At 65.7% G+C, this 26,631-nt stretch carries 22 protein-coding genes; 20 read left to right on the top strand and 2 right to left on the bottom strand.

All coding sequences use genetic code 11. From position 1 onward, the window contains the following. Positions 1-42: 42 nt before the first annotated feature. From xerD to RAM15_RS02740, 8 genes are all read left to right on the top strand, one after another. Positions 43-972: a site-specific tyrosine recombinase XerD gene (xerD, locus tag RAM15_RS02705; RefSeq protein WP_045924142.1), complete on the top strand. Its 930-nt coding sequence runs from the start codon at positions 43-45 to the stop codon at positions 970-972. Positions 973-1,017: 45 nt separating this feature from the next. Next, positions 1,018-1,857 carry a ParA family protein gene (locus RAM15_RS02710; protein ID WP_015021621.1) on the top strand — a complete coding sequence of 280 codons (840 nt, stop codon included), beginning with the start codon at positions 1,018-1,020 and terminating at the stop codon, positions 1,855-1,857. Further along, positions 1,854-2,657: a segregation and condensation protein A gene (locus tag RAM15_RS02715; protein ID WP_306221959.1), complete on the top strand. Its 804-nt coding sequence runs from the start codon at positions 1,854-1,856 to the stop codon at positions 2,655-2,657. The genes RAM15_RS02710 and RAM15_RS02715 overlap by 4 nt, the downstream gene beginning before the upstream one ends. Further along, positions 2,654-3,316, top strand: a complete 663-nt coding sequence (gene scpB / locus RAM15_RS02720; protein WP_306221960.1) for an SMC-Scp complex subunit ScpB — start codon at positions 2,654-2,656, stop codon at positions 3,314-3,316. The genes RAM15_RS02715 and scpB overlap by 4 nt, the downstream gene beginning before the upstream one ends. Positions 3,317-3,393: 77 nt before the next feature. Next, entirely contained in the window at positions 3,394-5,313 is a 1,920-nt protein-coding gene (gene typA / locus RAM15_RS02725) for a translational GTPase TypA (protein ID WP_045924317.1), read from the top strand. 73 nt (positions 5,314-5,386) lie between these two features. Continuing rightward, positions 5,387-5,851: an alcohol dehydrogenase gene (locus tag RAM15_RS02730; RefSeq protein WP_198200724.1), complete on the top strand. Its 465-nt coding sequence runs from the start codon at positions 5,387-5,389 to the stop codon at positions 5,849-5,851. Then, positions 5,848-6,834 (top strand): prephenate dehydratase domain-containing protein, encoded by a 987-nt coding sequence (locus RAM15_RS02735; protein ID WP_306221962.1) that lies wholly within the window; start codon positions 5,848-5,850, stop codon positions 6,832-6,834. Before RAM15_RS02730 ends, RAM15_RS02735 begins: the two co-directional genes overlap by 4 nt. A gap of 65 nt (positions 6,835-6,899) precedes the next feature. After that, a complete protein-coding gene (locus RAM15_RS02740) occupies positions 6,900-7,937 on the top strand; it encodes a prephenate dehydrogenase (RefSeq protein WP_306222232.1) in 1,038 nt (345 codons plus the stop codon). Here the strand turns inward: RAM15_RS02740 and RAM15_RS02745 are convergent. After that, positions 7,927-8,199 (bottom strand): DUF6725 family protein, encoded by a 273-nt coding sequence (locus RAM15_RS02745; protein ID WP_306222233.1) that lies wholly within the window; start codon positions 8,197-8,199, stop codon positions 7,927-7,929. The two genes, RAM15_RS02740 and RAM15_RS02745, sit on opposite strands and share 11 nt — an antisense overlap. Before the next feature lie 104 nt (positions 8,200-8,303). Here RAM15_RS02745 and RAM15_RS02750 point away from each other — a divergent pair, with 104 nt between their 5' ends. From RAM15_RS02750 to acnA, 12 genes are all read left to right on the top strand, one after another. After that, complete coding sequence (locus RAM15_RS02750) at positions 8,304-9,236, top strand: tyrosine recombinase XerC (protein WP_306221963.1); 933 nt, start codon at positions 8,304-8,306, stop codon at positions 9,234-9,236. Positions 9,237-9,372: 136 nt separating this feature from the next. After that, positions 9,373-11,052, top strand: a complete 1,680-nt coding sequence (locus RAM15_RS02755) for a peptide ABC transporter substrate-binding protein (protein WP_306221964.1) — start codon at positions 9,373-9,375, stop codon at positions 11,050-11,052. A 78-nt stretch (positions 11,053-11,130) separates the two neighbouring features. Continuing rightward, entirely contained in the window at positions 11,131-12,792 is a 1,662-nt protein-coding gene (locus RAM15_RS02760) for a peptide ABC transporter substrate-binding protein (RefSeq protein WP_306221965.1), read from the top strand. Between the two features lie 190 nt (positions 12,793-12,982). Further along, positions 12,983-13,909 (top strand): ABC transporter permease, encoded by a 927-nt coding sequence (locus RAM15_RS02765; protein WP_121914526.1) that lies wholly within the window; start codon positions 12,983-12,985, stop codon positions 13,907-13,909. Between the two features lie 31 nt (positions 13,910-13,940). Further along, a complete protein-coding gene (locus RAM15_RS02770; RefSeq protein ID WP_306222234.1) occupies positions 13,941-14,930 on the top strand; it encodes an ABC transporter permease in 990 nt (329 codons plus the stop codon). 10 nt (positions 14,931-14,940) lie between these two features. Next, the gene (locus tag RAM15_RS02775; RefSeq protein ID WP_306221966.1) at positions 14,941-16,938 is read left to right on the top strand and encodes a dipeptide ABC transporter ATP-binding protein; all 1,998 of its coding nucleotides are present in this window, start codon (positions 14,941-14,943) and stop codon (positions 16,936-16,938) included. A gap of 37 nt (positions 16,939-16,975) precedes the next feature. After that, a complete protein-coding gene (locus RAM15_RS02780) occupies positions 16,976-17,794 on the top strand; it encodes a DUF3710 domain-containing protein (protein ID WP_306221967.1) in 819 nt (272 codons plus the stop codon). Positions 17,795-17,852: 58 nt separating this feature from the next. Then, a complete protein-coding gene (locus RAM15_RS02785; RefSeq protein WP_372338674.1) occupies positions 17,853-18,500 on the top strand; it encodes a DUF3159 domain-containing protein in 648 nt (215 codons plus the stop codon). Beyond that, the gene (locus RAM15_RS02790; RefSeq protein ID WP_306222235.1) at positions 18,493-19,779 is read left to right on the top strand and encodes a class I SAM-dependent RNA methyltransferase; all 1,287 of its coding nucleotides are present in this window, start codon (positions 18,493-18,495) and stop codon (positions 19,777-19,779) included. Before RAM15_RS02785 ends, RAM15_RS02790 begins: the two co-directional genes overlap by 8 nt. 1 nt (position 19,780) lies before the next feature. Then, positions 19,781-20,395: a substrate-binding domain-containing protein gene (locus RAM15_RS02795; protein ID WP_306221969.1), complete on the top strand. Its 615-nt coding sequence runs from the start codon at positions 19,781-19,783 to the stop codon at positions 20,393-20,395. A gap of 14 nt (positions 20,396-20,409) precedes the next feature. Beyond that, on the top strand, positions 20,410-22,908 hold the full coding sequence (locus RAM15_RS02800) for an HAD-IC family P-type ATPase (protein WP_306221970.1): 2,499 nt from the start codon (positions 20,410-20,412) through the stop codon (positions 22,906-22,908). A 110-nt stretch (positions 22,909-23,018) separates the two neighbouring features. Continuing rightward, positions 23,019-25,751 carry an aconitate hydratase AcnA gene (gene acnA / locus RAM15_RS02805; RefSeq protein WP_306221971.1) on the top strand — a complete coding sequence of 911 codons (2,733 nt, stop codon included), beginning with the start codon at positions 23,019-23,021 and terminating at the stop codon, positions 25,749-25,751. A 50-nt stretch (positions 25,752-25,801) separates the two neighbouring features. Here the strand turns inward: acnA and RAM15_RS02810 are convergent, their stop codons facing one another. Beyond that, positions 25,802-26,605 carry a Bax inhibitor-1/YccA family protein gene (locus RAM15_RS02810; RefSeq protein WP_024627141.1) on the bottom strand — a complete coding sequence of 268 codons (804 nt, stop codon included), beginning with the start codon at positions 26,603-26,605 and terminating at the stop codon, positions 25,802-25,804. Between the last annotated feature and the right edge of the window lie 26 nt (positions 26,606-26,631).

Here is a 26,631-nt window from a genome sequence, read left to right on the forward strand (position 1 = left end):
TAAAGACCAGCACTGATGAAGAGAACCGGAGGTTAAGCAGTAGTGGACGGTGATCATCAGGAGGGGCTGACTGCATTGCTGGATCAGTTCCTGGCCTACACCGGTCTGGAGCGGGGTCTTGCCCCCGCCACGGTCAAGGCTTATCGGTCCGATCTGACCATGTACATCAACTGGCTGTCCGGCCGCGGCATCACCAGCCTGGAGCAGATTCAAACCGCCGATGTGGAGGGCTTTCTGGCCCATCTGGCCGACGAGAGTCCAGCCAGCCGCTCGCGGAGGATGGCCGCCGTCCATGAGTGGCACCGGTTCGCCCTCAAGCAGGGGGTGACCGACCAGGATGTCTCTCGTGCCGTCAAGGCTCCCAAGGGCACCTCGGCCCTGCCGGATGTGCTGGACGTGGACCAGGTGACCCGGCTGCTGGATGTGGCCGCCATGGGCGGGTCCAAGGATCCGGTCGTCCTGCGGGACAAGGCCCTGCTGGAGTTCATGTACGCCACCGGCTGCCGGGTCTCGGAGGCCGTCGGCACTGATTTGGAAGACATGGACCTTGACGAGCGGGTGGTCCGCCTGACCGGCAAGGGCGACAAGCAGCGTCTGGTGCCTATGGGCTCCTACGCCTGCCAGGCCATGGAGGCCTACCTGAATCTGGGGCGGTCCAGCCTGTGCGATCGAGCCTCCAAGGGCAGGGAGCTGCGTGCCGTCTTCCTCAACAAGCGGGGCAAGCGGCTGACCAGGCAGACCGTCTGGCAGGTGGTCAGGGATGCCGGCCGCCGGGCAGGGCTGAACAGACCCCTGCACCCCCACACCCTGCGGCACTCCTTTGCCACTCATCTGCTGGAGGGAGGCGCCGATGTGCGTTCGGTCCAGGAGCTGCTGGGCCACGCCTCGGTGACCACGACGCAGATCTACACACACGTCAGCCCCCAGGCCCTGATGGAGACCTACCAGACGGCCCATCCCCGCGCCCGCTGACCCGCCAACCCGCGAAAGCGGACGGAAACTTGATAGGGTAGAGGCATGCCTACGGATTTGTTAGGGCGCGAGTATGAGACGTTCGCTGCCCCGGAGCCTTTGAAACAGCACGGTCCGGCCCGTGTCCTCGCCATGTGCAACCAGAAGGGCGGCGTGGGCAAGACCACCTCATCCATCAACATTGCCGGGGCCATGTGCCAGTATGGGCGACGGGTGCTGATCGTGGACTTCGACCCCCAAGGCGCGGCCACCGTGGGCCTGGGCATCAATGCCAACAGCGTGGACAACACCATTTACACCGCCATGTTCGACACCTCCTTGGATGTTCACGAGGTGGTCCGGCACACCCGTTTTGACGGCCTGGACATCATCCCGGCCAACATTGACCTGTCGGCCGCCGAGATTCAGCTGGTCACCGAGGTCGGCAGGGAACAGGCCCTGGCGGCCACCATCCGGCCCCTGCGGCAGGAGTATGACGCCATCATCATCGACTGCCAGCCCTCGCTCGGCCTGCTGACCGTCAACGCGCTGACTGCTGCGGACGGGGTCATCATTCCCGTGGCGGCCGAGTTCTTCGCCCTGCGCGGCGTGGCCCTGCTCATGCAATCCATAGAGAAGGTCCGCAGCCGCATCAACCCCGACCTGCAGATCTACGGGGTGCTGGTCACCATGTACACCAAGACCCTGCATTCGGACGAGGTGCTTCAGCGCATCTACGAGGCCTTCAAGGGCAAGGTGCTGCACTCCATCATCAGCCGGTCCATCAAGCTGCCCGACGCCACGGTGGCCGGCGAGCCCATCACCATGTTCGCCCCCGAGCACAAGACCGCCAAGGAGTATCGGGAGGTCGCCCGGGAGCTGATCGCCCGCGGCATCGTGGCGTGAGCGGATCAGCGGACGGCTTTGCCGTCGACCTGGATGTCTACCAGGGGCCATTCGACCTGCTGCTGGGCATGCTGGCCAACCGCAAGCTCTCACTGACGGAGGTCTCGCTGGCCGCCATAACCGGGGAGTTTCTGGACTATGTGCGCACCCTGGACTTCGGCCAGGGGCTGGACCAGGCCAGCGCCTTCCTGGACGTGGCCTCGGTGCTGGTGGAGGCCAAGAGCGCCGCCCTCCTGCCTGTGGAGGACGAGTCCATGCGCGACCAGGCCTCCATGGATGCCCTCCGGGAGCGTGATCTGCTCTTCGCCAGGCTCCTGCAGTACCGGGCCTTCAAGCAGGCAGGGCAGGACTTTCGAGCCAGGCTGGCCGCCAACTCGGGCCGCTACCCGCACCCCGGCCATCTGGAGCCCCAGCTGGCCCATCTGCTGCCTGATCTGGTCTGGACCCTGAAGCCGGAGGATCTGGCCCTGCTCTGCGCCAACGCCCTGGTCAACGCTCCGGCCTCCCAGGTGCGTCTGGACCAGCTGCACGTGCCCCTGGTCGACCTGAACAAGGAGGCCGACCAGGTTCGCCAGGCCCTGCTGGCACAGCCCGGGCAGCCGGTGGCCTTCGCCGATCTGGTCGCCTCCTCCAAGGGCCGGGCGCAGGTGGTGGCCCGATTCCTGGCCGTGCTGATCTTCTTCAGGCAGGAACTGATCCAGTACCGTCAAGATGGCCCCTACCAGCCGCTCTACCTGCGCTGGGTTGGGCCGACACAGGAGCCGGAAACGGCCTTGATCAGTGAGGGGGACTTTGCATGAGCCAAACCTCGGCTCCCGATACCCGTCCCGAATACGTGGACTTTGACGTGCAGGACTTTCCCGGGGGGCTGGCCGCCTGCCTGGAGGCTATTCTGGTGGCCACGGACCGGCCGCTGACCGCAGAGGATTTCTCCCGGGTGCTGGCTGTGGATCCGGACCCGGTCAATGCCGCCCTGGAATCGCTGGCCGAGTCCTATGGCGACCGAGGATTCGAACTGCGTCGGACCGCCCGGGGCTGGCAGCTGACCAGCCGGGCCGCTTACCAGCCTGTGGTGGCGGCCTTCGTCAAGGACGGCCAGACAGCACGCCTCTCCCAGGCGGCCTTGGAGGCCCTGGCCATCGTGGCCTACCGCCAGCCCATGACCCGTGCCCAGGTGGGGCAAATCCGCGGGGTCAATTCGGACGGGGTCATCCGGGCCCTGCTGGTGCGCGGCCTGGTCCGCGAGGAGGGTCTGGACGAGCAGACCCACGCCGCGCTCCTGGTCACCACCGACCTCTTCCTTGAGCGGATGGGCCTGCAATCCTTGGAGGATCTGCCCTCCCTGGCCCCCTTCCTGCCCGACGAGGACTCGGCTCTGGCCCAGGCCCGCCAGGAGCTGTCCGACCAGCTTCAGCCTCCGGACCCAGTCCAAGGTTCGCCCCAGGGCGAGGAGGAGTGAACGCCTGTCACACAAGGCGGTTACACTTGTCTCTGTTTGTCCAATTCCGGGATAGCATTCACGAGAATGAGGTTTTGATGGCGGTACGCGGCGATATACGAAATGTGGCGATTGTGGCACACGTTGACCACGGCAAGACCACCCTGGTCAACGCCATGCTGCAGCAGTCGCACGTCTTCTCCGAGCGGGAGGAGGTGCCCGACCGGGTCATGGACTCCAACGACCTGGAGAAGGAGAAGGGCATCACCATCCTGGCCAAAAACACCGCCGTCAAGTACACAGGTCCGCTGGCCGCCAAGCTGGGCGAGCCCGACGGCATCACCATCAACGTGGTGGACACCCCAGGCCACGCTGACTTCGGCGGCGAGGTGGAGCGCGGTATCTCCATGGTCGACGGCGTGGTCCTGCTGGTGGACGCCTCAGAGGGGCCCCTGCCCCAGACCCGCTTCGTCCTGCGCAAGGCCCTGGAGGCCAAGCTGCCCGTCATTCTGGTCATCAACAAGACCGACCGTCCCGATGCCCGCATCTCCGAGGTGGTCTCCGAGTCCACCGATCTGCTCCTGGGACTGGCCCAGGACGTGAGCGAGGAGGGAGTGGACCTGGATTTGGATTCCCTCCTGGACCTGCCGGTCATCTACTGCGCAGCCAAGGCCGGCAAGGCCTCCGTCAATCAGCCCGCCGACGGCGCCGTGCCCGACAACGACGATCTGGAGCCCCTCTTCGAGGCCATCCTGACCAACATTCCCGCCCCTGAGTACGAGGAGGGCGCCCCGCTGCAGGCCCATGTGACCAACATCGACGCCTCCGACTACCTGGGCCGCCTGGGCCTGGTGCGCATCTACAACGGCACCCTGAGCAAGGGCCGCCAGTACGGCCTGTCGCGCGTGGACGGATCCATCGAGAACTTCAAGCTGACCGAGATCCTGCGCACCAAGGGCCTGCAGCGCTCGCCAGTGGACGAGGCCGGCCCCGGCGACATTGTGGCTGTGGCCGGCGTGGAGGACATCATGATCGGCGAGACCATCGTCGACCAGGACGACCCCCGGCCCCTGCCGCTGATCCACGTGGACGACCCGGCCGTCTCCATGACCTTCGGCACCAACGATTCGCCCCTGGCCGGCACCGAGGGCAAGGACCACAAGCTGACCGCCCGCATGCTCAAGGACCGTCTGGACCGCGAGCTGATCGGCAACGTCTCCATCAAGGTGCTGCCCACCGACAGGCCCGACGCCTGGGAGGTCCAGGGCCGTGGCGAGCTGGCCCTGGCCATCCTGGCCGAGCAGATGCGCCGCGAGGGCTACGAGCTGACCGTGGGCCGCCCCCAGGTGGTCACCAAGACCGTGGACGGCAAGCTTCAGGAGCCCATGGAGTCCGACACCATCGACGTGCCCGAGGAGTACATGGGCGCGGTCACCCAGCTGATGGCCGACCGCAAGGGCCGCATGGAGACCATGACCAACCACGGCTCCGGCTGGGTCAGGATGCAGTTCACTGTGCCCTCCCGTGGCCTGCTGGGCTTCCGCACCGCCCTGCTGACCGCCACCCGCGGCACCGGCATCTCCGCTTCAATCTCCGCCGGCTACGCCCCCTGGGCGGGCGACATCAAGACCCGGCAGAACGGATCCATGGTCTCCGACCGCTCGGGCAAGGCCAGCCCCTATGCCATGCAGAAGCTCCAGGCCCGGGGTGAGTTCTTCGTCAAGCCCCAGTCGCCCGTCTATGAGGGCCAGATCGTGGGCATCAACAACAAGCCCGGTGACCTGGACATCAACATCACCCTGGAGAAGCACATGACCAACATGCGTTCCTCCACCGCCGACGTGCTGGAGACCCTGACCCCGCCCATCGACATGAGCCTGGAGGAGTCCCTGGACTTCGCCAACGATGACGAGTGCGTGGAGGTGACCCCCGAGTCCATCCGCGTGCGCAAGATCATCCTGGACAGGGATGCCTGGTACAAGTGGAACGCCCGCCAGCGCAGGGCCAACAAGAAGTAACCCTTCTCCCACAATCAGATTCAGTCCGACCCGGCCCGCCCCACGGTGACCGGGTCGGACTAGTCTTGTACCCATGAAGTCTCAGGTTTCCAAATCCAAGGATCAGGCCCCCTCCCATTCGGCGGGTGAGTCCGGCAAGAGGAGTCCTTTCCGCTGCCTGCTGGGCCTGCCCATCGGTCTGGCGGTGGGCGTGCTGGGAACCCTGGTCCAGCGCTCCGGGGCCGCCCAGGGTCTGCCTTGGGGGATGGTCCTGGCCTATCTGCTGGTGGCCCTGGCCTCCTGGTGGGTCCGTTGCGACAGCGGCACCATGGGTCTGGCCCTGCATCTGGTGGCCTCGACGGTCACGGTCTGGCTGCTCTCCATGCGGGGGCCTGGCGGCGACGTGCTCATGCCCTATGCCGACTTCCCCACATTCTTTGCCAAGTATGCGGTCTTTCTCTGGATGGGCGGGCTGGTCCTGATCCAGACCCTGGCCATCTGCCTGCCGGCCTCCTGGTTTGCTGACGGTCCCCTGCGTCGTCAGGGGCGATCAGCATGAGCCAGGATCCGTCAGGAAAGCCGGCGACTCTGCCCGGCCGGATTCCCCTGCACTTCCTGGGTCCCGAGGGGACCTTCACCCATCAGGCCGCTCTTGAGGCAGCCAACCTCATGGAGACAAGGCTGGACTGCAAGGCTGACTTGCACCCCTGCTCGGATGCGGCTGCCATCGTGGCCGCCGTGGAGGAGGGCCGAGGCTGGGGAGTGCTGGCCTGGGAGAACAACGTGGAGGGCCATGTGGTGCCCAACATGGATGCCCTGATCGACGCTCAAGCGGTAGCGGGCTTCGGCATGGTCCGCCTGCCCATCGTCTTCGACGCCTTCGTCCGGGCTGACCATGATCCCCTGCGCCAGGTCGCCGCCCATCCCCATGGACTGGCCCAGTGCAAGGGCTTCATCACAGAGACCGGCCTCAATCCGGTGACGGCCAACTCCAACGCTGCGGCCTGCCGTGATCTGGGCCCCGATCAGGTGGCTCTGGGTCCTCGCATCTGCGGGAGCCTCTACGGACTGGAGACCTACCGGCGTGAGGTGCAGGACTATCAGGGCGCGCGCACCGACTTCCTGCTGCTGGCTGCCCGGGACCAGGCAGCCCGGCTGGCACGCCGTCTGGCGCCGGGCGGGGATTTCGAGTCCATCGTCACCTTCATCCCCCTGAATACGGGGCCGGGCGTGCTGGCCAACCTGCTGGACCGCCTGCGCGATGCGGGCCTGAACATGACCTCATTCATGTCCCGGCCCATCAAGGGGCACGACGGGACCTACAGCTTTGTAGCCAGCATCGACGCCGCGCCTTGGCAGAAGGGGCTCCATCAGGTGCTGGCCGACCTGCTGGACAGGGGGGACTGGCTCAAGACCCTGGCGGTCCATCCGCGCACCCCGCATCCAGCGCCCCCCATCCGTGAATGGATGCTGCCCAGGGCGGGGGCCTTCCGGGGCGAGGACCCCGACACCGAGACGATCAGCAAGGAGTTGTTATGGTAGATGAATCCGCGTCTTTCCCGCACATGGACCTGTCAGGGCCCGAGCACATGCACCCCATGGCGGGCATGGCCGCCTCGCCGGTGCTGACCTCGGCCCACAAGATCGCCGTGGCGGGGCTGGGTCTGATCGGCGGATCGCTGGCCCGCCGCCTGGCCGCCCGGGGTCGGTTCGTGATCGCATGGAACCATAATGACCGTCCCTACGAGCAGGCCCGCAGCCAGGGGATCCATTGCGTGGACACCCTGGAGGAGCTGGCCAAGGGCAAGGCAGACGTGCTGGTGCTGGCCACCCCCTTGCGGGCCATGCCCGAGGTGCTCCAGGCCCTGGCCCCGGTGCTGACCCGAGGCACCACCCTGACCGACGTGGGCAGTGTCAAGGGGCCGGTCCGCCGTCAGGTCGAGCAGGCCGGTCTGGCCGATCGGTATGTAGGCGCCCATCCCATGGCCGGCAGCGAAGGCTCCGGCTATGAGGACTCGGACCCGGCCCTTCTGGAAGATGCCCTCTGGGCTCTCTGCGTCGATGAACATACGGATTACAGCCGCTTCCTGACCGTGGCCGACATGGTCACCCAGGGACTGGGCAACCGGCTGATCGCCCTGGACGATGCCACCCATGACCGGGCCGCGGCACTGATCTCGCACATGCCCCATGTGGTGGCCACCGCCCTGGCCAACATGCTGACGAAGTCGCCTGACCGCCGAGTGGCCTCGGCCCTGGCGGCCGGATCCTGGCGGGACATGACCCGTGTGGCCCTGACCGATCCTGAGCGGACCCGGGCCATGGTGGAGGAGAACGCCGGCCAGGTGGCCGACCTGCTGGATGCCCTGGCCGAGAATCTGCAGGGCATGGCCTCCCTCTTGCGGGACCAGGAGCCGGAGGCCGACGAAAAGCGCCAGGACTTCTTCCTCCAGGCGGACCCCTTCCGGCGCTACAAGGCCGCCCTGGGCGACCGGGAGCAGATGTCCACCACCGACCTTGAATTGGATCCGCAGGAGGGCAACTGGCGGCAGGAGCTGCTGGATTCAGCCCTGCGCGGTGAGCAGGTCTCGGCCTTCCTGACCACCAGCCGGGCCCGGGTGCTGCACCCGCCGGTCATCGACTGAGATCAGGTGGGTCCGGGCGGGGCGAACGGCGTTCCGGGACCGGCTTCAGGGCCACCATGTCTTCTGCTGGCAGGGTCACACGTTCCCCGGGACGCGACCCATTGGCCGCCGGGTCCCTGTCCAGGATCAGCCGATGTCCGTCCCAGTCGACCACATGGCCCACGTAGTCTCGGAACTTGGGCCTTCCATCCTCCGGGTCCGACCCCAGGGCGATCCTGACCACCAGCCGCGATCCGGCCGGTATGGCTGCTGGCAAACGCATGGCCATCCACCTCCTGGGCCAGTATCGCCTGCGGCTGCGACGAGGGTGAAAGCGCCTAAACTGTATTGCACATACTGCACAGTCAAGCGAAGGGAGCGCCATCGGTGGATCATGATCTGCAGGACTTCACCGACTATCTTTCCCGGGTGGCAGGCAAGAGTCCCAATACCGTGCGATCCTACCGGGCCGACCTGTCGGGCTTTCTGCATCTGATGCATCTGCACGGCATCGATGACCCCGCGCAGATCGACCTGGCCACCATCAGGTCCTGGCTGGCCCACGAATCCGCCACCCACGCCCGCTCGACCATGGCCCGGAAGACAGCCGCGCTGAGGTCCTTCTTCGGCTGGCTGAGCAGGCACGGCCGCATCAAGACGGACCCCACCCTGGCCCTGAGCAGCCCCAAGCAGTCCGAGCACCTTCCACGGATCCTGACGCACGACCAGGCCCGCACCCTGATGGATACGGTCGACCATGATCCGGTCGAGCCCCGGCAGGACCAGGATGTTCAGGCGGCCCTGCAGGTGCGGGACGCGGCCATGCTGGAGCTGCTCTACGCCACGGGCATGCGTGTGGCCGAGCTCTGCGGGCTGGACCTGGATGACGTAAACCGGCGCAGCCGCACCGTAAAGGTCCTGGGCAAAGGATCCAAAGAGCGGGTCCTGCCCTATGGTCTGCCCGCCGATCGCGCTCTGGATCGTTGGCTGGGGGAGGGGCGGCCGGTCCTGGCGGGCGCAACGGCCAAATCGGCCCGCAAGGCAGGTCAGGCCCTCTTCCTGGGTCAGCTGGGCGGCAGGGTTGGTCAGCGTCAGGTTCGCAAGGTGGTTCACCAGGCGGCCGGTCAGGCCGGGGTGCCCGACATCGCCCCCCATGCCCTGCGGCACTCGGCCGCCACGCACATGCTGGATGGGGGAGCCGACCTGCGCGAGGTTCAGGAGATGCTGGGCCATTCCTCCCTGCGGACCACCCAGCGCTACACCCACGTCTCCATCGAGCAGCTGCGAGCCCGGTACAGGCAGGCTTTTCCCCGGGCCTGAAATCCGGCAAATGAGATACGACTTGTCTCGGGAAACATCCTGGTATCAGAATATGGCGTATTCTAGCTTGAAAATCAGTCAAAGACTTTCGGGATACAGGCGCAATGTTGGTAACCAGCCAAAGGGAGCAGCAGGAATGAAGAAGAGTTCACGGCTCACGGTGGCCTCAGCCGCCATCTGTGCCTTGGCGCTCTTGGCCAGCGGCTGCGGCAGCGGAGGCAGCAGTACCAATGCCGAGGATGCCGAGCAGTCGTCCAGCAGCGAGTCCAGCAACAACGCCGTGGTGTCGGTCCGTGGGTGCGAGCCGGCCAATCCGCTCATTCCCAGCAGCACCGCGGAAAGCTGCGGCGGGCAGGTCGTGGATGCCATCAGCTCCAAGCTGGTCCGCTTCGATGGCCAGGGCAAGGCCCACAACGATCTGGCCTCGGAGATCAAGGGCAACGACGACATGTCCCAGTACAGGATCACCCTGGCCGACGGGCGCAAGTTCTCGGATGGCACTCCCATCACCGCCAAGTCCTTCACCAGGGCCTGGTCCTGGAGCGCCAATGCGTCCAACGGCCAGCTGAACGCCAGCTTCTTCTCCAACATCAAGGGCTTTGATGACCTGCAGAGGCAGGGAGCGCCTGCGGATGCCCAGTTTTCCGGATTGAAGGTCATCGATGACAAGACCTTCACCGTGGACCTCATTTCGCCCTCGTCCACCTTCCCCATTCAGGTGGGCTATACCTCTTTTGCGCCCCTGCCTGAATCCTTCTACAAGAATCCCAAGGCCTACGGGGAGAACCCGGTCAGCTCGGGTCCCTACAAGTTCGAGTCCTGGCAGCACAACGTCATGATCAAGCTTCGCAGGAACGACGACTACGACGGGGAGGTCAAGGTCCGCAACGGCGGCATCGACTATAAGGTCTACACGGATCTGGGTTCCGCCTATTCCGATGTGCAGGCGGGCAACCTGGATGTGATCGACAGGATTCCCACCTCCGCTGTCAAGACTTTCATGACCGACAGCATGGTTCAGAGTTATAACAAGCCCGGCTCCACCCTGCAGATGTTCACCATTCCTACCACGATGGAGCATTTGGGCCAGGATCAAGAGGGCCACCTGCGTCGCCTGGCCATCTCCATGGCCATTGACCGGAAGATGCTGATCGACAAGGTCCTGGGCGGTCTGGGCGTGCAGCCCACTGACTTCACCGCACCGACTATCCCGGGCTATACCAAGGATCTCAAGGGTTCGGACAACCTCAAGTACAACGCCAAGAAGGCCAGGGAGTACTGGGCCAAGGCCGATGCCATCAGCAAGTGGCCGGCCGACAAGAGCTTCCAAATGCTTTACAGTTCAGATGGCGGTGCCAAGGACTTCTACGACGGCATGGCCAACTCCATCAAGAACACGCTGGGCATCAAGGCCGAGGCCACTCCTGTGCCCACCTTCAGCGAGTTCCGCGGCAACATCAAAAAGCGCCTCTACACGGATGCGGCCTTCAGATCCTCCTGGTCACCCGACTACCCATCGCCTGAGAGCTATCTGATGAGCAACTTCGCCAGCTCGGCCGCCGATGGCAACGGATCCAACGATGGCGACTACAAGAACCCCAAGTTCGACGCTCTGCTCAAGCAGGCTGCCAAGGCCAAGGACACCGATGAAGCCAACAGGCTCTTCCAGCAGGCTGAGGAGATCCTTCTACAGGACATGCCGGCGGTTCCGCTCTATTATGGAAACAACATTGGCGCCTCCGCCAAGAAGGTCCATGGGATGCGTCTGGGCTGGGATGGCTATCCGATCTTCCCGGAGCTGTCCAAGGACCAGTAATGATCGTGCCGGAAACGGCATGAACCGCCGTCGATGACTGGCGGTTCGGGAAACCAACCAAAGGAAAGAGCAAGATATATGAAGAAGCAATCGGCCCTGACCATTGCGGGCGCCGGACTGTGCGTCATGGCGCTCACGCTGGGCGCCTGCGGCGGATCCGGCGGATCCGGCTCCTCTGCCCAGGGGACCAACGGCGGCAGCTCGAATGCCGTCATCTCGGTCTTCAATCCTGAGCCGGCCAATCCGCTCATCCCCAGCATGACCAACGAGGTGGGCGGTGGCAACCCCATCGACGTCATGTTCTCCAAGCTGGTCCGTTTTGACGACAAGGGCAAGCCGGTCAACGAGATCGCCAAGCAGATCAAGGCCAACGAAGACAACACCCAGTACACCGTGACCATCAACGACGGCTGGAAGTTCTCGGATGGCACCCCGGTCACCGCACAGTCCTTCACCAAGGCCTGGTCCTGGGCGGCCGACATTGCCAACAAGCAGCTGGGTGCCAGCTTCTTCGCCAACATCAAGGGCTATGACGATCTGCAGAAGGAGGGCACCCCTGGCGATGCCCAGCTGTCCGGCCTCAAGGTCATCGACAACAAGACCTTCACCGTTGACCTGACCTCGCCCTCCTCCACCTTCCCCATCCAGGTGGGCTACACCGCCTTTGCGCCCCTGCCCGAGTCCTTCTACAAGGACACCAAGGCCTTCGGCGAGAAGCCGGTGACCGTGGGACCCTACAAGTTCCAGTCCTGGGAGCACAACAAGGCCATAAAGCTGGTCAAGGATCCCTCCTACAAGGGCGGCATCAAGGTCAAGAACGGCGGCGTGGAGTTCCGCTCCTACACCGATGCCACCGCAGCCTACCGCGATGTGCAGGCCGGCAACCTGGACGTGCTGGACACCCTGCCCGCCTCGGCTCGCAAGACCTTCCAGACCGATAACACGGTCCAGGCCATCAACGATCCGGGTTCGGTCATCCAGATGTTCACCATCCCCACCTACATGAAGCACTTCGGCCAGGATCAGGAGGGCAAGCTCCGTCGCCAGGCCATCTCCATGGCCATCGACCGGCCGACCATCATCAAGAAGGTGCTGTCCGGAACCGCCAAGGAGGTCCACGACTTCACCGCCCCCGTCATCCCCGGCTACTCAACCAGCATCAAGGGATCCGACGTGCTCAAGTACAACCCGTCCAAGGCCAAGGAGCTCTGGGCTGAGGCCAACAAGATCTCCCCCTGGGGCGAGGGCGACAGCTTCAAGATCGCCTACAACGCCGACGGCGCCCACAAGGAGATCTATGACGCCGTCACCAACTCCATCAAGAACGCCCTGGGCATCCAGGCTTCGGGCAACCCTCTGCCCACCTTCAGCGAGTTCCGCTCCAACGTGCAGAACCGCAAGTTCACCGACTCGGCCTTCCGCTCCGGCTGGCAGCCCGACTACCCCTCGCCGGAGAGCTACCTGTCCAGCAACTTCGCCAGCTCGGCCGCCAACGGCAACGGGTCCAACGACGGCGACTACAAGAACCCCGAGTTCGACGGCCTGATGGACAAGGCAGCCTCCGCCAAGAGCATCGACGAGGCCAACAAGATCTACCAGCAGTCCGAGGAGCTGCTCTTCCGCGATCTGCCTGCAGTTCCGCTCTACTACCAGAACTCCAACGGCGTGGCCGCCAAGAACATCCAAGGATTCTCCTTCACCTGGAAGGGCGTCCCTGCTTACTACAACATCAGCAAGTGAGGTGACGGGAGCCTGAATCCCGCACCTCAGAACTGATATCGCCCGGGCCGGCACGGAAGGATCCACTCCGCGCCGGCCTTGGCGTCTTTGCACCCCTGTTGAGGTGTGCTGGTAGACTCAAACAAGAATTTTTGCGGCGGCCCCGATCCCCATGCCGATCCCGGTCGCGGATGACAAAGGAGAATAGCCGATGGGAAAATATCTTCTGCGACGTATTCTGCAGATGATCCCCGTCGTTCTCGGCACGACACTGCTGATATACGCGCTGGTCTTCGCGCTTCCCGGCGACCCTGTGGCCGCCATGTTCGGGGACAAGCCGGTCAATCAGGCCGTTGCCGCACAGATACGTTCGGAATACAATCTCGACAAGCCCTTCATCGTGCAGTACGTGCTCTTCCTGAAGAACGCGCTGACCCTGAACTTCGGCAACACCTTCGCCGGCCAGCCCGTGATCAGCGTGATCGGCAGGGCCTTCCCGGTGACCATCAAGCTGGCCCTGATGGCCTTCGTCTTCGAGGGCGTCTTCGGCGTGATCTTCGGCATCATCGGCGGCCTGACCAAGGGCAAGTGGTCGGACAACATCATCCTGGTCCTCTCCCTGCTGCTGATTTCGGTGCCTACCTTCGTCACCGGCTTCATCCTGCAGTACCTGTTCGGCGTCAAATGGCATCTGCTGCCGGCTACAGCAGGAGCCAATCCGGGCTTTATCGATCTGCTCATGCCGGCCGTTGTGCTGGGGTCGGTGTCCATGGCCTCCATCATCCGTCTGACCAGGACGGAGATCACCTCCAACATCTCCGAGGACTACGTGCGCACGGCCCGGGCCAAGGGCATGAGCAATCGGTCCGTCATCGTGCGGCATGTGCTGCGCAACTCCCTGATCCCCGTGGTCACCTACCTGGGCGCCGACATCGGCGGACTCATGGGCGGGGCCATGATCACCGAGCGCATCTTCAACATCCAGGGTGTGGGCAACACCCTTTACCAGGCCATCCTGAGGGGCGAAGGCACCCTGGTGGTCTCCATCGTGACCATTCTGGTCCTGATCTTCGTCATCACCAGCCTCCTGGTCGACCTGCTCTACGCAGTGCTCGATCCGCGGATCCGGTATGCGTGAGGGAGAGGGACCGACTATGAGTGAAACGGCAATGAACGAGTCAAGCGAACAGAACGAAAGCCAGGCCCGCGTCTACTTTCCCGACCCCCTGCCGGGGCAGGAGCGGTTCGTGGCCCCCGTCGACGAGACGCCCCTGCGCGAGGTGGACTCGGTGGATGAGGACGTGCCGCCCACCAGCATGTGGGCCGACGCCTGGAAGACCCTGAGGCGCAACCCGCTCTTCATCATCTCCGCAATCCTGGCGATCGTGGTCATCCTGGTGGCCCTCTTCCCCAACCTCTTCGCCAGGCAGGACCCCATGGCCTGCAGCCTGTCCGACTCCTTGGAGCCCGGCCGGCCCGGGCACCCCTTCGGCTTCGACCTGCAGGGCTGCGACGTCTACAGCCGCGTCATCCACGGGGCCCGGACCTCGGTGTCCATCGGCATCATGACCACCATCCTGGTCACCGTCTTCGGCGGCCTCATCGGCGCCATCGCCGGTTTCTTCGGAGGCTGGGTTGACGCAGTGCTCAGCCGCATCACCGACATCTTCTTCGCCATCCCCATGATCCTGGGCGCCATCGTGCTCCTGCAGATGTTCCGCACCTCCACCTCCCTGTGGAAGATCATCCTGACCCTGACCCTCTTCGGCTGGGTCAACATGGCCCGCATCACCCGCAGCGCCGTCCTGGAGGCCAAGAACCTGGAGTTCAACACCGCATCCACGGCCCTGGGCTCCACGCCCCTGCGCAACCTCTTCCGGCACATCATGCCCAACTCCCTGGCCCCGGTCATCGTCATGGCCACCATGTCGCTGGGCACCTACATCGTCTCTGAAGCCACGCTGAGCTTCCTGGGCATCGGCCTGCCCTCCACCGTGGTCTCCTGGGGCGGGGACATCTCGACGGCCCAGAACCTCCTGACCACCAACCCCTCGGTCCTCTTCTATCCCTCCGCAGCCCTGGCCATCACCGTGCTGGCCTTCATCATGATGGGCGACGCGGTCAAGGATGCGTTGGATCCCAAGAGCAGAACGGCCTGAGTGAGGAAGCATGACTGAAGCAGACAAGAACATGACCACCAATCAGGAGCAGCAGCCTCTGCTCGACGTGCAGGACCTGCAGGTGGACTTCACCGCCGATGGGCGCACCGTCCACGCAGTTCGCGACGCCTCCTTCAACGTCTACCCCGGCCAGTGGGTGGCCATCGTGGGGGAGTCCGGCTCGGGCAAGTCCACCTCGGCCATGGCTGTGCTGGGCCTTCTGCCCGGCACCGGCAAGGTGACCGGCGGCAGCATCCAGCTCAATGGCCGCGAGCTGGTGGGCCTGGACCGCAAGGACTACGAGGCGCTGCGTGGCTCCCAGGTGGGTCTGGTCCCGCAGGACCCCATGAGCAATCTGAACCCGGTCTGGCGCATCGGCTCCCAGGTCAAGGAGGCGCTGACCGCCAACCACATGGATGTCTCCCGGGAGAAGCGCTCCCGGCTGGCCAAGGCCCTGGCCAGCGATGAAGAGGTGACGCTCAAGAAGTCCGACGACGAGCTCTTCATCTCCTCCAAGGACCTGCCCGGCCTGCTGGAAGCCGCCCGTCAGGCCCTGAGCGATGCCGGGGTAGCCGACGTGGACAAGACCATGGAGGCTATGAAGGCCGAGTGGGATGTGGGCTCCGAGACCCGCTGGGGCGTGGCCAAGTCCCTGATCGACGCCGGTGTGGATGACGATGCGGCCTGGAAGCTGGCCAAGGAGCATGTGACCGGTTCGGACATGGACGACCGCATCGCCGGTCTGCTGTCGGAGGCCGGTCTGCCCGAGGCCGCCACCAGGGCCCGGCAGTATCCGCATGAGTTCTCGGGCGGTATGCGCCAGCGTGCCCTGATCGCCATCGGCCTGGCCTCCCGGCCCGACCTGCTGATTGCGGACGAGCCCACCAGCGCCCTGGATGTGACCGTCCAGAAGCGGATTCTGGACCACCTGCGCAGCCTGACCGAATCCCTGGGCACCGCCGTGCTCTTCATCACCCACGACCTGGGGCTGGCGGCCGAGCGCGCCCAGCACATCGTGGTCATGTACCGGGGCCAGGTGGTGGAGTCCGGGCCCAGCCTGGAGGTCCTGCAGCACCCCCAGCACCCCTACACCAAGCGGCTGGTTCAGGCCGCGCCCTCGCTGGCCTCCCAGCGCATCATCTCCGCCAAGCAGCGCGGCCAGGATGCCGAAGACCTGCTGGAGCACCACGTCAAGGGCGAGAGCACCCTGGAGCGCAGCGAGCATGTCATCACCGTGGAGCACCTGACCCGCGAGTTCAGGCTGCCCCGGCGCAAGGAGATGTTCAAGGCCGTGGACGACGTCTCCTTCTCGGTCAAGCGGGGAACCACCCTGGCCATCGTGGGGGAGTCCGGCTCCGGCAAGTCCACCGTGGCCAACATGGTCCTGCACCTGCTCAAGCCCACCTCGGGCCGGGTGACCTACGAGGGCCAGGACATCGCCGGCTTCGGCAGCCACGAGCTCATGGAGTTCCGCCGGCACGTGCAGCCGGTCTTCCAGAACCCCTACGGCTCCCTGGACCCCATGTACTCCATCTACCGCTCCATCGAGGAGCCCCTGCGCATCCACAAGATCGGCAACGCCAAGTCCCGGCAGAAGCGGGTCAAGGAGCTGCTGGACATGGTGGAGATGCCCGAGTCGGTCATGGGGCGCTACCCCAACGAGCTCTCCGGCGGACAGCGTCAGCGCATCGCCATCGCCCGGGCCATGGCCCTGAATCCGGATGTGATCATCTGCGACGAGGCCGTCTCCGCCCTGGACGTGCTGGTCCAGGACCAGGTGCTGCGGCTGCTCAACGACCTGCAGGCCGAGCAGGGGCTCAGCTACCTGTTTATCACCCACGATCTGGCCGTGGTCAGGCAGATCGCGGACGAGGTGGTGGTCATGCAGCACGGCCGTCTGGTGGAGCACGCCACCACCGACGAGGTCTTTGACCACCCGCAGCGCCAGTACACCAAGGATCTGCTGGACGCCATCCCCGGCGGCAAGCTGCGCCTGGGTCTTGACTAGGTATCCTTTGCACAGACTCACAAGGAAATGAGGCATCATGGGATTGTTCGGTTTCGGCAGGAAACGCGCCAAGAAGCAGGCTGAGGAGGCCGTCGAGGAGTCCAAGGACGTTGAAAAGTCCACGGAGAAATCAGACCAGACCTCTCAGGCGGACCGCGTTGAGACGGCTGCGGAGCAGGACGAAGCCGAGCAGAGCGGGAAAGGCCCCTGGGACAGTTTGGATTCCGATGCCCCTGACACCGATGAGTACCTGGACATCGGCGCCCTGATGCTGCCCTTCCTTAAGGGTAGCGAGCTGAGGCTCAAGGCCAATTCGCAGACCGGCGACGTGCTGGGGGCCACCATCACCTACGGGTCCTCCAGTCTGGAGCTGGAGCCCTTCGCGGCCCCCAAGTCCCTGGGCCTCTGGGACGAGGTCCGGGCCGACCTGCTCAAGGCCAACCCCTCCTGCAAGGAGGTGGACGGCGTCTTCGGCAAGGAGCTGACCCTGCCCGTCAAGGTCAAGGGCAAGAACATGCTGACCCGGGTGGTGGGCATCGACGGACCCCGCTGGATGCTGCGAGGCATCTTCTCCGGCCCTGCAGCCAAGGGCGGCAAGGAGAAGGATGTGCTCGACGGCTACCTGGCCGACCTGGTGGTGGTCCGTGGCGATGAGCCCCTGGCCCCCCGTGACCTGGTTCCCATGCATGCGCCCGTCACCCCCAACCAGCGCCGCGGAGAAGCCGAAGACCCGGAGTCCCAGGACGATGAGAGCGCGCAGATCCCCGGCAGGCCAGAGGGTCCCTTCGACTCGGACCAGCAGACCGAGGTGAAGACCACCCTGTCGCGTGGACCCATGTTCTCGGAGATCCGCTAAGGCTGTGAAGCAGAAGCATTCCGGGCTGGCGGCGCTGGCCGACGACGACTTCTCCGTCATGGAGGCCATCGGCGGATGGCGGGGGATCGTCGAGTCCCTGCTGCCGGGGCTGGTATTTCTGGTTTTCTTCCTGGCCACCGGCCGTCTAGGTCTGACCGTGGCGGTTTCGGCGGCCCTGGCCGTTGTGCAGCTGCTGATTCGCCTGGTCCAGCGGCAGTCCTTTCTGGGTGCGCTGACCGGTCTGCTCTCGGTGGGCATCTGCCTGGTGGCCGCATGGCTGACCCGGGATGCCCGCAATTATTATCTGCCAGGATTTCTGACCAACGGATTCTGGATCATCGTTCTCGGGGCATCGCTGCTGGCACGGACGCCCGGCATCGGCCTGCTGGTGGAGTATCTGCGCCGGCCTGTGGTCTCCGGGTGGAGGCAGTGGCTGGACTCCTGGCGCAGTGAACCGGACCTGGTCCGGGCCTATAATCAGGCCACTCTGGTCTGGATCGCCGTCTTCGCGCTGCGCCTGCTGGTTCAGGTGCCGCTCTACCTGGCCGGTTCTGTCGGGTTTCTGGGCGCTGCACGCCTGATCCTGGGCCTGCCCCTGTTTGCTCTGGGCATCTGGGTCAGCTGGCTGCTGATCGGCGGCCCATACCATCGTCGTCAGGCTGACCAGGTTCAGGCCGACCAGGAGGTTCATGCCGATCATGACTGAGACCAGGGTTCGTCTGCGCATCGAACGCTATGCCGACCAGGGCCGTTGCGTAAGCCATCTGGAGGACGGCCGGGTGGTCTTCGTCCGCTTCGCCCTGCCCGGGGAGCTGGTGGAGGTCCTCCTGGACGAGCCTCACGGCCGGGCCGGCAGGTTCGCCACGGGCGAGGTCACCAAGGTGCTGGAGGCCAGCCCTGATCGCCGTGAACCCGCCTGGCCCCTGACTGGACCCTTGGCTTGGGGCGGCGGCCTTGGCGGGGCCGATCTGATACACGTCAGCCTGCCCGGTCAGCTGGCCTGGAAGGCCGATCTGATCGGTCAGCAGATGGCCCGTCTGGGCGGGGTGGACGTCCAGGTGCCGGTGGCCCGGGTACCGGGCGATGAGGAGCTGGGCGGCCTGCACTGGAGGACCCGAATCGAGCTGGTGGCCGACGATCAGGGGCGCCCCTCCATGCGCCGTCGGGGTTCGCATGACCGTCTGCCGATTCAGACCATGCCCTTGGCCACCCAGGAGCTGCTGGACCTGGCCGACGAACTGGGCATCTGGGAGGGCGGCCTGCCCGCCGGTGCCCGCATACGCCTGGCCGTGCCCCAGCCGCGCGACGGGGGACCGGTCGGCGACAACTACGCCCTGCTGGTGGACGGTCGCCTGAGTAAGGGGAGCCGCCTGCTGACAGAGCGGCTGGAGGCCGGAGGAGGGCCTGAATACCAGGTCCGGGCCGACGGATTCTGGCAGGTCCACCGCCAGGCACCGGTCGTGCTGACCAAGGCGGTCCTGGACCAGGCCAGGCAGGCCCTGGACGGGGTTGCCGAACCGGTCGTCTGGGATCTCTACTGCGGATCGGGGCTCTTCACCCTGCCCCTGGCCGCTTTGGCCGACGGACGGGCCCGGCTTCTGGCCGTGGAGGGGTCCGCCGGAGCCATTGCCAGCGCGAAACACAACGTGAAGCAGGCCGGACTGGACCGGGTGGTCCTGCGTCGAGGGGACGTGGCCAAGGTCCTGGCTGGGGGTGCGCCCAAGGGGCTGGGACATCCCGACCTGATCCTGCTGGATCCGCCCAGGGCCGGCGCCAAGGCTCAGGTCTGCCGGCTGCTGGCCGCCAGCGGGGCTGGGACCATCATCTATGTGGCCTGCGACCCGACCAGCCTGGCCAGGGATACGGCCACCCTGATCTCCCTGGGCTACAGCCCCAAGCACCTCGAGGCCTTTGACATCTACCCGATGACCCACCACGTTGAGACTGTGGCGGTCTTCACCCGCACAGCGGGAAGGCGGCGCTGACATGAGCCGCGCCGGGCAAGTCTTGGCAGCGGTCAGGCGGCTGGCGGGTCTGTTGCTGGCGGCCGCTCTGCTGGCAGGCCTGCCCATGCTGACCGGCTGCGCCCCCAAGGACAGGGCCGTGGGCGACTCCTGGCATGAGGGCACCGTGCCCCACGACGGCGTGGATCGCTCCGACACGCTCGTGGCCTTGATTGGATGCCCGCAGAAGGGTGATAAGGAACCCGATACCGGTCTTGACAGCCGCATTCTGGCATCCTTGAAGGCCGAACGCATGAAGGGCTATTTCTCCTCAGCGCAGTCCACCAGCGATCAGCAGGATGGCGTGCAGGATGCCGTCAACCGCGGGGTCAGCCTGATTCTGATCCGCCGGCCCGGAGCCGGCGACTGGACCCCAGCCCTCAAGGCAGCCCGGAAGGCGGGCATCCCTGTGGTAGAGTTCGCTCAAAGCGCCAAGGCTTGGACCCCTGACCCAGGTAGGCTCTACTATGCGGCTACAGTTCACCCGGTGGATCCTGCCGGGAATCCACACGCGCCCCTGCTGGCTGATGCCCTGCAGACCATTGTGGATGACGAACCGCATGAAAGGATTATGGCCGTGCGCCTGAGCGCCGACTGAGAGGGGGGCCAAGGATGAGCACAGGCAGTGATCAAGAGCTGACTACGGGCACAGCAGCGGGCACAGGCTTTCCGGACACCGACCGGCCGGGGTTGAGCTCCCAGGAGGTGGAGCGGCTGAAGGCCCAGGGTCTGGTCAACGTCTCCCAGGACCAAACCTCGCGCAGCCTGGGCCAGATCATCCGGGACAACGTCTTCACCCTCTTCAACGGGATCATCCTGACCGCCATGGTGGTGGTCCTGCTGACCGGCCAGTGGAAGGACGCGGTATTCGGCCTGATCATCATCATCAACACCGGCATCGGCGTGGCCACCGAGCTCAAGGCCAAGCACACCCTGGACGGGCTGTCCATCCTGGTGGCCTCCGACTATACGGTGCGCAGGGATGGGCGCAACCTGACCGTGCCCCACGATGCCATCGTCAAGGGGGATCTGCTCTGGATCCGCTCCGGGGACCAGGTGCCCGCCGACGCGCAGATCATCGACACCTACGGCCTGGAGCTGGACGAGTCCATGCTGACCGGCGAATCGCGCACGGTCAAGCACAAGCCGGGGGACCAGGTCTACTCGGGTTCCACGGCCGTCTCGGGCATGGCCCTGGCCCAGGTGACCGCCGTGGGCGCCGACTCCTACGCCGCCACGCTGACGGCCAAGGCCAAGGTCTACAAGAAGGTCCACTCCGACCTGAACGAGGGCATCAACACCATCCTCAAGGTCATGACCATAGTGGTCATTCCCCTCTGCCTGCTGCTCATCTTCACCCAGATGCGGACCGTGGGCGGCTTCCAGACGGCCCTGGCCACCGGAGCCTGGCGGCAGGCCGTGGTGTCCGCCGTGGCCGGGGTCGTGGGCATGATCCCCGAGGGGCTGGTCCTGCTGACCTCCCTGAACTTCGCCCTGGCCGCCATCCGCCTGGCCCGGCATCAAACTTTGGTCCAGCAGATGGAATCCGTGGAGACCCTGGCCCGGGTGGATGCCCTGAATCTGGACAAGACCGGCACCATCACCGACGGGGGCATCGTCTACGACGACCTGCACCCGCTGGCCGAGGATCTGCCGGCCCAGCAGCTGCGGCAGGCCCTGGTGGACGTCTGCGCGGAGGAGAGCCCCAACGCCACCGGCCGGGCCATTCTCAAGGGGATGGGCGACCTGCGCCCGGGCAGGGCCGTCAGCCGCCTGCCTTTTTCTTCGGCCCGCAAGTGGAGCGCCGTGGCCGACCGGTCCGGCAGAATCTGGTACTTCGGCGCCCCGGAGGTGCTCCTGGCATCCCAGGCGGGCAGTTGGCCCCAGGTGGACCAGCAGGTGGCCGACCTGGCCGACCGTGGCTACCGGGTGCTGATGCTGGCCGCCCCCGACGGGTACCCGGGCACCGACCAGCCTGACTACTTCACCAGCAGCCCCGACCTGCCCGCGAACCTGAAGCCCCTGGCCCTGATCACCTGCTCGGAGCACATCCGCGACGACGCCGCCGAGACCCTGGCCTGGTTCCGCCAGCAGGGCGTGCGCTGCCGGGTCATCTCGGGCGACAACCCGGCCACCGTGGCGGCCATTGCCCACAAGGTGGGCCTGACCGGCGACCGGGCACCCCGGGCCATGGATGCCCGCCAGCTGCCCAAGGACACTGCAGCCCTGGCCGATGTCCTGGAGGATGTGGACGTGCTGGGCCGGGTCCTGCCCGACCAGAAGAAGGCCATCGTCCAGGCCCTGCACCTGAAGGGCCACACGGTGGCCATGACCGGCGACGGGGTCAACGACTCCCTGGCCCTGAAGGAGGCGGACCTGGGCATCGCCATGGGCAATGCGGCGGCCGCCACCAAGGCCGTGGCCCAGCTGGTCCTGGTGGATTCGCGCTTCTCCCACCTGCCCGACGTGGTGGCCCGGGGTCGGCAGGTCATGGCCAACATGGAGCGTGTGGCCGGCCTCTTCCTGGTCAAGACCGTCTACTCGGCCCTGATCTCCCTGGGCGTGGTCCTGACCGGCATCCCCTTCCCCTACCTGCCCCGGCACATCACCTACATCGGCGCCCTGACCATCGGCACCCCGGCCTTCTTCCTGGCCCTGGCCCCCAACACCAGGCGCTATCGGCCCGGCTTCCTGAAGCGTGTGGTCACCTTCGCCCTGCCCTCGGGCATCGCCACGGCTTTGATTGAGCTGGCGGCGGCCTGGAGCCTGCCCGGCCTGCTGGGACTGGACCTGGCCCGGCCCGGCGACCTGGGGCGCTGGCGTTCGGTCTGCGCCATCGTCCTCTTCTGCATGGGCGTGCTGGTCCTGACCCAGGTGGCCCGGCCCCTGCGCTCCTGGAGGGGGCTGCTGGTCCTCTTCTTTGCTGCAGCTGGTGTGATCGGGGCCCTGATTCCCGTTGTGGCGCGGTTCTTCGCCATCAGCCTGCCCACTGGTCCGGCCCTGGCCGCCACCGTGGCCTTCGCCCTGGCGGGTGCCCTGCTCATGGTCCTGGCCGTCCTGGGCTATCCGGCATGCGCACGTTACATAGGCCAGGTAACACATAGGCGCTAAGAATGAACCTCACAAGCACAGATAAGCGTCACTGACGGCATGGGGTCCTCCCGCCGCCGGTCCACATGGGCGCAAGGGCAGTGCCTGAGCGTCCAAGGAAGGGGTGGTGCATGTCAGAATCCGCACAAGATGCCGGTCGTTCCAAGCTCAAGGTGGGCTCCGAGGAGTTCGAATACTACCGGATCAGCGACCTGCCGGGCATCGACCACCTGCCCTACAGCCTGCGCATCCTGGCCGAGAATCTGCTGCGGCACCAGAACGGGACCACGGTGACTCGGGACCAGCTGGACCAGCTGCTGAACTGGGATCCCAAGGCCCAGCCCGACAGGGAGATCCAGTACAGTCCCGCCCGGGTGCTCATGCAGGACTTCACCGGCGTGCCCTGCATGGTCGACCTGGCCACCATGCGCGACGCCGTCAAGGCCCTGGGCGACGACCCCTCCCTGGTCAACCCGCTCATCCCCGCGCAGATGGTCATCGACCACTCCGTCCAGGTGGACAGCTCCGGCGTGCCCGGCGCCCTGGAACACAACATGGACATGGAATACCGGCGCAACAGTGAGCGCTACCGTTTCCTGCGCTGGAGCCAGCAGGCCTTCCAGAACTTCCGCGTGGTGCCCCCGGGCACCGGCATCATCCACCAGGTCAACCTGGAGTACCTGGCCCAGGTGGTCATGCGCAGGGACAGGACCCAAGGGGAGGGGCCGGCCCTGGTCTACCCGGACTCCTGCGTGGGCACCGACTCCCACACCACCATGGTCAACGGCCTGGGCGTGCTGGGCTGGGGAGTGGGCGGCATCGAGGCCGAGGCGGCCATGCTGGGCCAGCCCATCTCCATGCTGGTGCCCCAGGTCCTGGGCTTCAAGCTGACCGGATCCATTCCCGAGGGGGTCACCGCCACCGACGTGGTGCTGACCGTGACCCAGATGCTGCGCGAGGTGGGCGTGGTGGGCCGGTTCGTGGAGTTCCACGGCAAGGGCCTGGCCCAGGTCCCCCTGGCCAACCGGGCCACCCTGGGCAATATGAGCCCCGAGTTCGGCTCCACCTGCGCCATCTTCCCCATCGACCGAATCACCCTGGACTACCTGCGTCTGACCGGCCGCAGCGACGAGCATGTGCGCCTTGTGGAGGCCTATGCCAAGGCCAACGGCCTGTGGATGGACCCGGAGGATGCCGACTGCCCCGAGCCCGAGTATTCCCAGGTGCTGGAGCTGGACCTGTCTACGGTGCGTCCCTCCATTGCCGGCCCCCGGAGGCCCCAGGACCGCATCCTGCTGGACCAGGCCCAGAAGACCTTCCATCGGGACCTCAAGGATTACAGCGACCAGGACAGGGACGGCGATGGCCAGGCTGTGCCGGTCAGGAAGGCCGACGGCAGCGAGTTCAGCCTGCGGGACGGGGATGTGGTCATCGCGGCCATCACCTCATGCACCAACACCTCCAACCCCTCGGTCATGGTGGCCGCCGGTCTGCTGGCCCGCCAGGCGCGCGCCCGGGGCCTCAAGCCCAAGCCCTGGGTCAAGACCTCGCTGGCTCCCGGCTCCCAGGTGGTGACGGACTATCTGAACCGGACCGGCCTGAGCAAGGACCTGGACGCCCTGGGCTTCGAGCTGGTCGGCTACGGCTGCACCACCTGCATCGGCAACTCCGGACCCCTGGACCCGGCCATCCACCAGGCCATCGCCGACCACGACCTGACGGTGACGGCCGTGCTCTCGGGCAACAGGAACTTCGAGGGCCGCATCAGCCCGGATGTGAAGATGAACTACCTGGCCTCGCCGCCCCTGGTGGTGGCCTACGCCCTGGCCGGCACCATGGACTTCGACCCCTGGAGCGACCCCCTGGGCCAGGACAGCCAGGGCAAGCCGGTCATGCTGGCGGACATCTGGCCCTCCCAGGAGGCCATCGAGTCCGTGGTGGGCACCGCCCTGGATCGGGACATGTATCTGCGCGACTATGCGGACGTCTTCGGCGGGGACGAGCGCTGGCGGAAGCTGGAGGTGCCGGAGGGCGAGCTCTTCCACTGGGACCAGGATTCCACCTACATCCGCCGCCAGACCTTCTTCGACGGCATGAAGGCCCAGCCCGACCCCCTGGAGGACATCCACGGGGCCCGGGTGCTGGCCCTGCTGGGGGATTCGGTCACCACCGACCACATCTCGCCCGCAGGGGCCATCAAGGCCGACGCACCGGCCGGCCGCTACCTGCAGGAGCACGGCATAGCCCCCAGGGACTTCAACTCCTACGGATCCCGGCGCGGCAACCACGAGGTCATGGTCCGGGGCACCTTCGGCAACATCCGCCTGCGCAACCAGCTGCTGGCCTCGGTGGGGCTGGATGTGCGCCCGGGAGGGTTCACCTACGACTTCCTGAACGGCCAGGAGACGACCATCTTCGAGGCGGCGCAGGACTATGCCAGGCAGGGCACGCCCCTGGTGGTACTGGCCGGCAGCGAGTACGGGACGGGCTCCTCAAGGGACTGGGCGGCCAAGGGCACCCGGATGCTGGGCGTGCGGGCCGTCATCGCCAGGTCCTTCGAGCGCATCCACCGCAGCAACCTGATCGGCATGGGCGTGCTGCCGCTGGAGTTCCCAGCGGGTCAGTCGGCCCAGAGCCTGGGTCTGGACGGCCAGGAGACCTACGACCTGGTTGGCGTCGACGCCTTGAACAGCTCCCTGCCTGAGCAGGTCCAGGTGCGGGCCCAGCGGCCAGACGGCAGCATGGTTGAGTTCGTGGCCAAGGTGCGCATCGACACCCCTGGCGAGGCCGAGTACTACCGCAACGGCGGCATCCTGCAGTACGTGCTGCGTGGGTTGCTGGCCAGGGCCGATCAGGAGGCCTGAAGATACAAAAATCCCCGCCACCAATGCCAGGGGCGGGGATTTTCTTTTTGTCAGTTGCGGTCGCCGACCAGATCCAAGATGTAGAGGAAGAGGTTGACGAAGTCCAGGTAGAGGTTGAGGGCGCAAAGGATGGAGACCCGCTTGATGGCCTCCGGCCCCTGGCTGCGGTAGGTGGCGAAGATGGCCCTGGTCTGCTGGGCGTCATACATGGTCAGCCCAGCGAAGAGGATGATGCCGATGGCCGAGACCACGCGCAGGGCCGTGTTGGAGGGGGCCACGAAGAGCATGACCACCTCGACCAGGATCAGCATGAGCAGGCCGGCCATGAAGATGGACCCCATGCCCAGCATGTTGCGCCGTGTGGTCAGCGCCAGCATGCTGAGGACGAAGAAGAAGCCTGCGGTGATCACCAGGGTCAGCATGATGGAGGGCAGGGAGTAGGTCATGAAGATGGTGCTCAGGGTGAAGCCCATCAGGGCCGCATAGAGGTAGAACATGACCCGGGCGGTGGAGGTGCGCATGCGCATAACCCGGAAGCTCAGAATCATGGCGAAGGCCACCTGGACCACGGCCATGCCGATCCACCCCAGGGTGCCCGTGGCCTGCATGAAGGCCAGGAGCAGTCCGGTCCGGGCGGTCAGGTAGGCCGTCAGGGCGGTGACCAGCAGACCGACGGCCATCTCCGCATAGGCGCGGGACATGGAGACCCGTTCCGCCTTTTCAAAGCTGTATGCTGCGTTGGTGTCGATGGGCGCGCCCATGCCGTAGGGCTCACCACCCTGCATGGTCGGCATCGGCTGCTGTGTGTACTGACCGTATGGGGCCTGCGGCCGCGGATTCCCGTTAAAAGCCATCTGCTCCTCCTTGTCTTCCCGTCTGT

The sequence above is a fragment of the Bifidobacterium asteroides genome (genome assembly GCF_030758775.1).
GTDB lineage: Bacteria > Actinomycetota > Actinomycetes > Actinomycetales > Bifidobacteriaceae > Bombiscardovia > Bombiscardovia kimbladii.

Bases quoted from the DNA above. Each gene is read 5' to 3' on its own strand.
- RAM15_RS02800 (WP_306221970.1), top strand. From the start codon at position 20,410: ATGAGCACAGGCAGTGATCAAGAGCTGACTACGGGCACAGCAGCGGGC.
- scpB (WP_306221960.1), top strand. From the start codon at position 2,654: ATGAGCCAAACCTCGGCTCCCGATACCCGTCCCGAATACGTGGACTTT.
- RAM15_RS02790 (WP_306222235.1), top strand. From the start codon at position 18,493: ATGACTGAGACCAGGGTTCGTCTGCGCATCGAACGCTATGCCGACCAG.
- RAM15_RS02765 (WP_121914526.1), top strand. From the start codon at position 12,983: ATGGGAAAATATCTTCTGCGACGTATTCTGCAGATGATCCCCGTCGTT.
- RAM15_RS02810 (WP_024627141.1), bottom strand. From the start codon at position 26,605: ATGGCTTTTAACGGGAATCCGCGGCCGCAGGCCCCATACGGTCAGTAC.
- RAM15_RS02730 (WP_198200724.1), top strand. From the start codon at position 5,387: ATGAAGTCTCAGGTTTCCAAATCCAAGGATCAGGCCCCCTCCCATTCG.
- RAM15_RS02745 (WP_306222233.1), bottom strand. From the start codon at position 8,199: ATGCGTTTGCCAGCAGCCATACCGGCCGGATCGCGGCTGGTGGTCAGG.
- RAM15_RS02740 (WP_306222232.1), top strand. From the start codon at position 6,900: ATGGCCGCCTCGCCGGTGCTGACCTCGGCCCACAAGATCGCCGTGGCG.
- RAM15_RS02760 (WP_306221965.1), top strand. From the start codon at position 11,131: ATGAAGAAGCAATCGGCCCTGACCATTGCGGGCGCCGGACTGTGCGTC.
- RAM15_RS02710 (WP_015021621.1), top strand. From the start codon at position 1,018: ATGCCTACGGATTTGTTAGGGCGCGAGTATGAGACGTTCGCTGCCCCG.
- acnA (WP_306221971.1), top strand. From the start codon at position 23,019: ATGTCAGAATCCGCACAAGATGCCGGTCGTTCCAAGCTCAAGGTGGGC.
- RAM15_RS02775 (WP_306221966.1), top strand. From the start codon at position 14,941: ATGACTGAAGCAGACAAGAACATGACCACCAATCAGGAGCAGCAGCCT.
- RAM15_RS02795 (WP_306221969.1), top strand. From the start codon at position 19,781: ATGAGCCGCGCCGGGCAAGTCTTGGCAGCGGTCAGGCGGCTGGCGGGT.
- RAM15_RS02780 (WP_306221967.1), top strand. From the start codon at position 16,976: ATGGGATTGTTCGGTTTCGGCAGGAAACGCGCCAAGAAGCAGGCTGAG.
- RAM15_RS02755 (WP_306221964.1), top strand. From the start codon at position 9,373: ATGAAGAAGAGTTCACGGCTCACGGTGGCCTCAGCCGCCATCTGTGCC.
- RAM15_RS02735 (WP_306221962.1), top strand. From the start codon at position 5,848: ATGAGCCAGGATCCGTCAGGAAAGCCGGCGACTCTGCCCGGCCGGATT.
- RAM15_RS02785 (WP_372338674.1), top strand. From the start codon at position 17,853: ATGGAGGCCATCGGCGGATGGCGGGGGATCGTCGAGTCCCTGCTGCCG.
- typA (WP_045924317.1), top strand. From the start codon at position 3,394: ATGGCGGTACGCGGCGATATACGAAATGTGGCGATTGTGGCACACGTT.
- RAM15_RS02770 (WP_306222234.1), top strand. From the start codon at position 13,941: ATGAACGAGTCAAGCGAACAGAACGAAAGCCAGGCCCGCGTCTACTTT.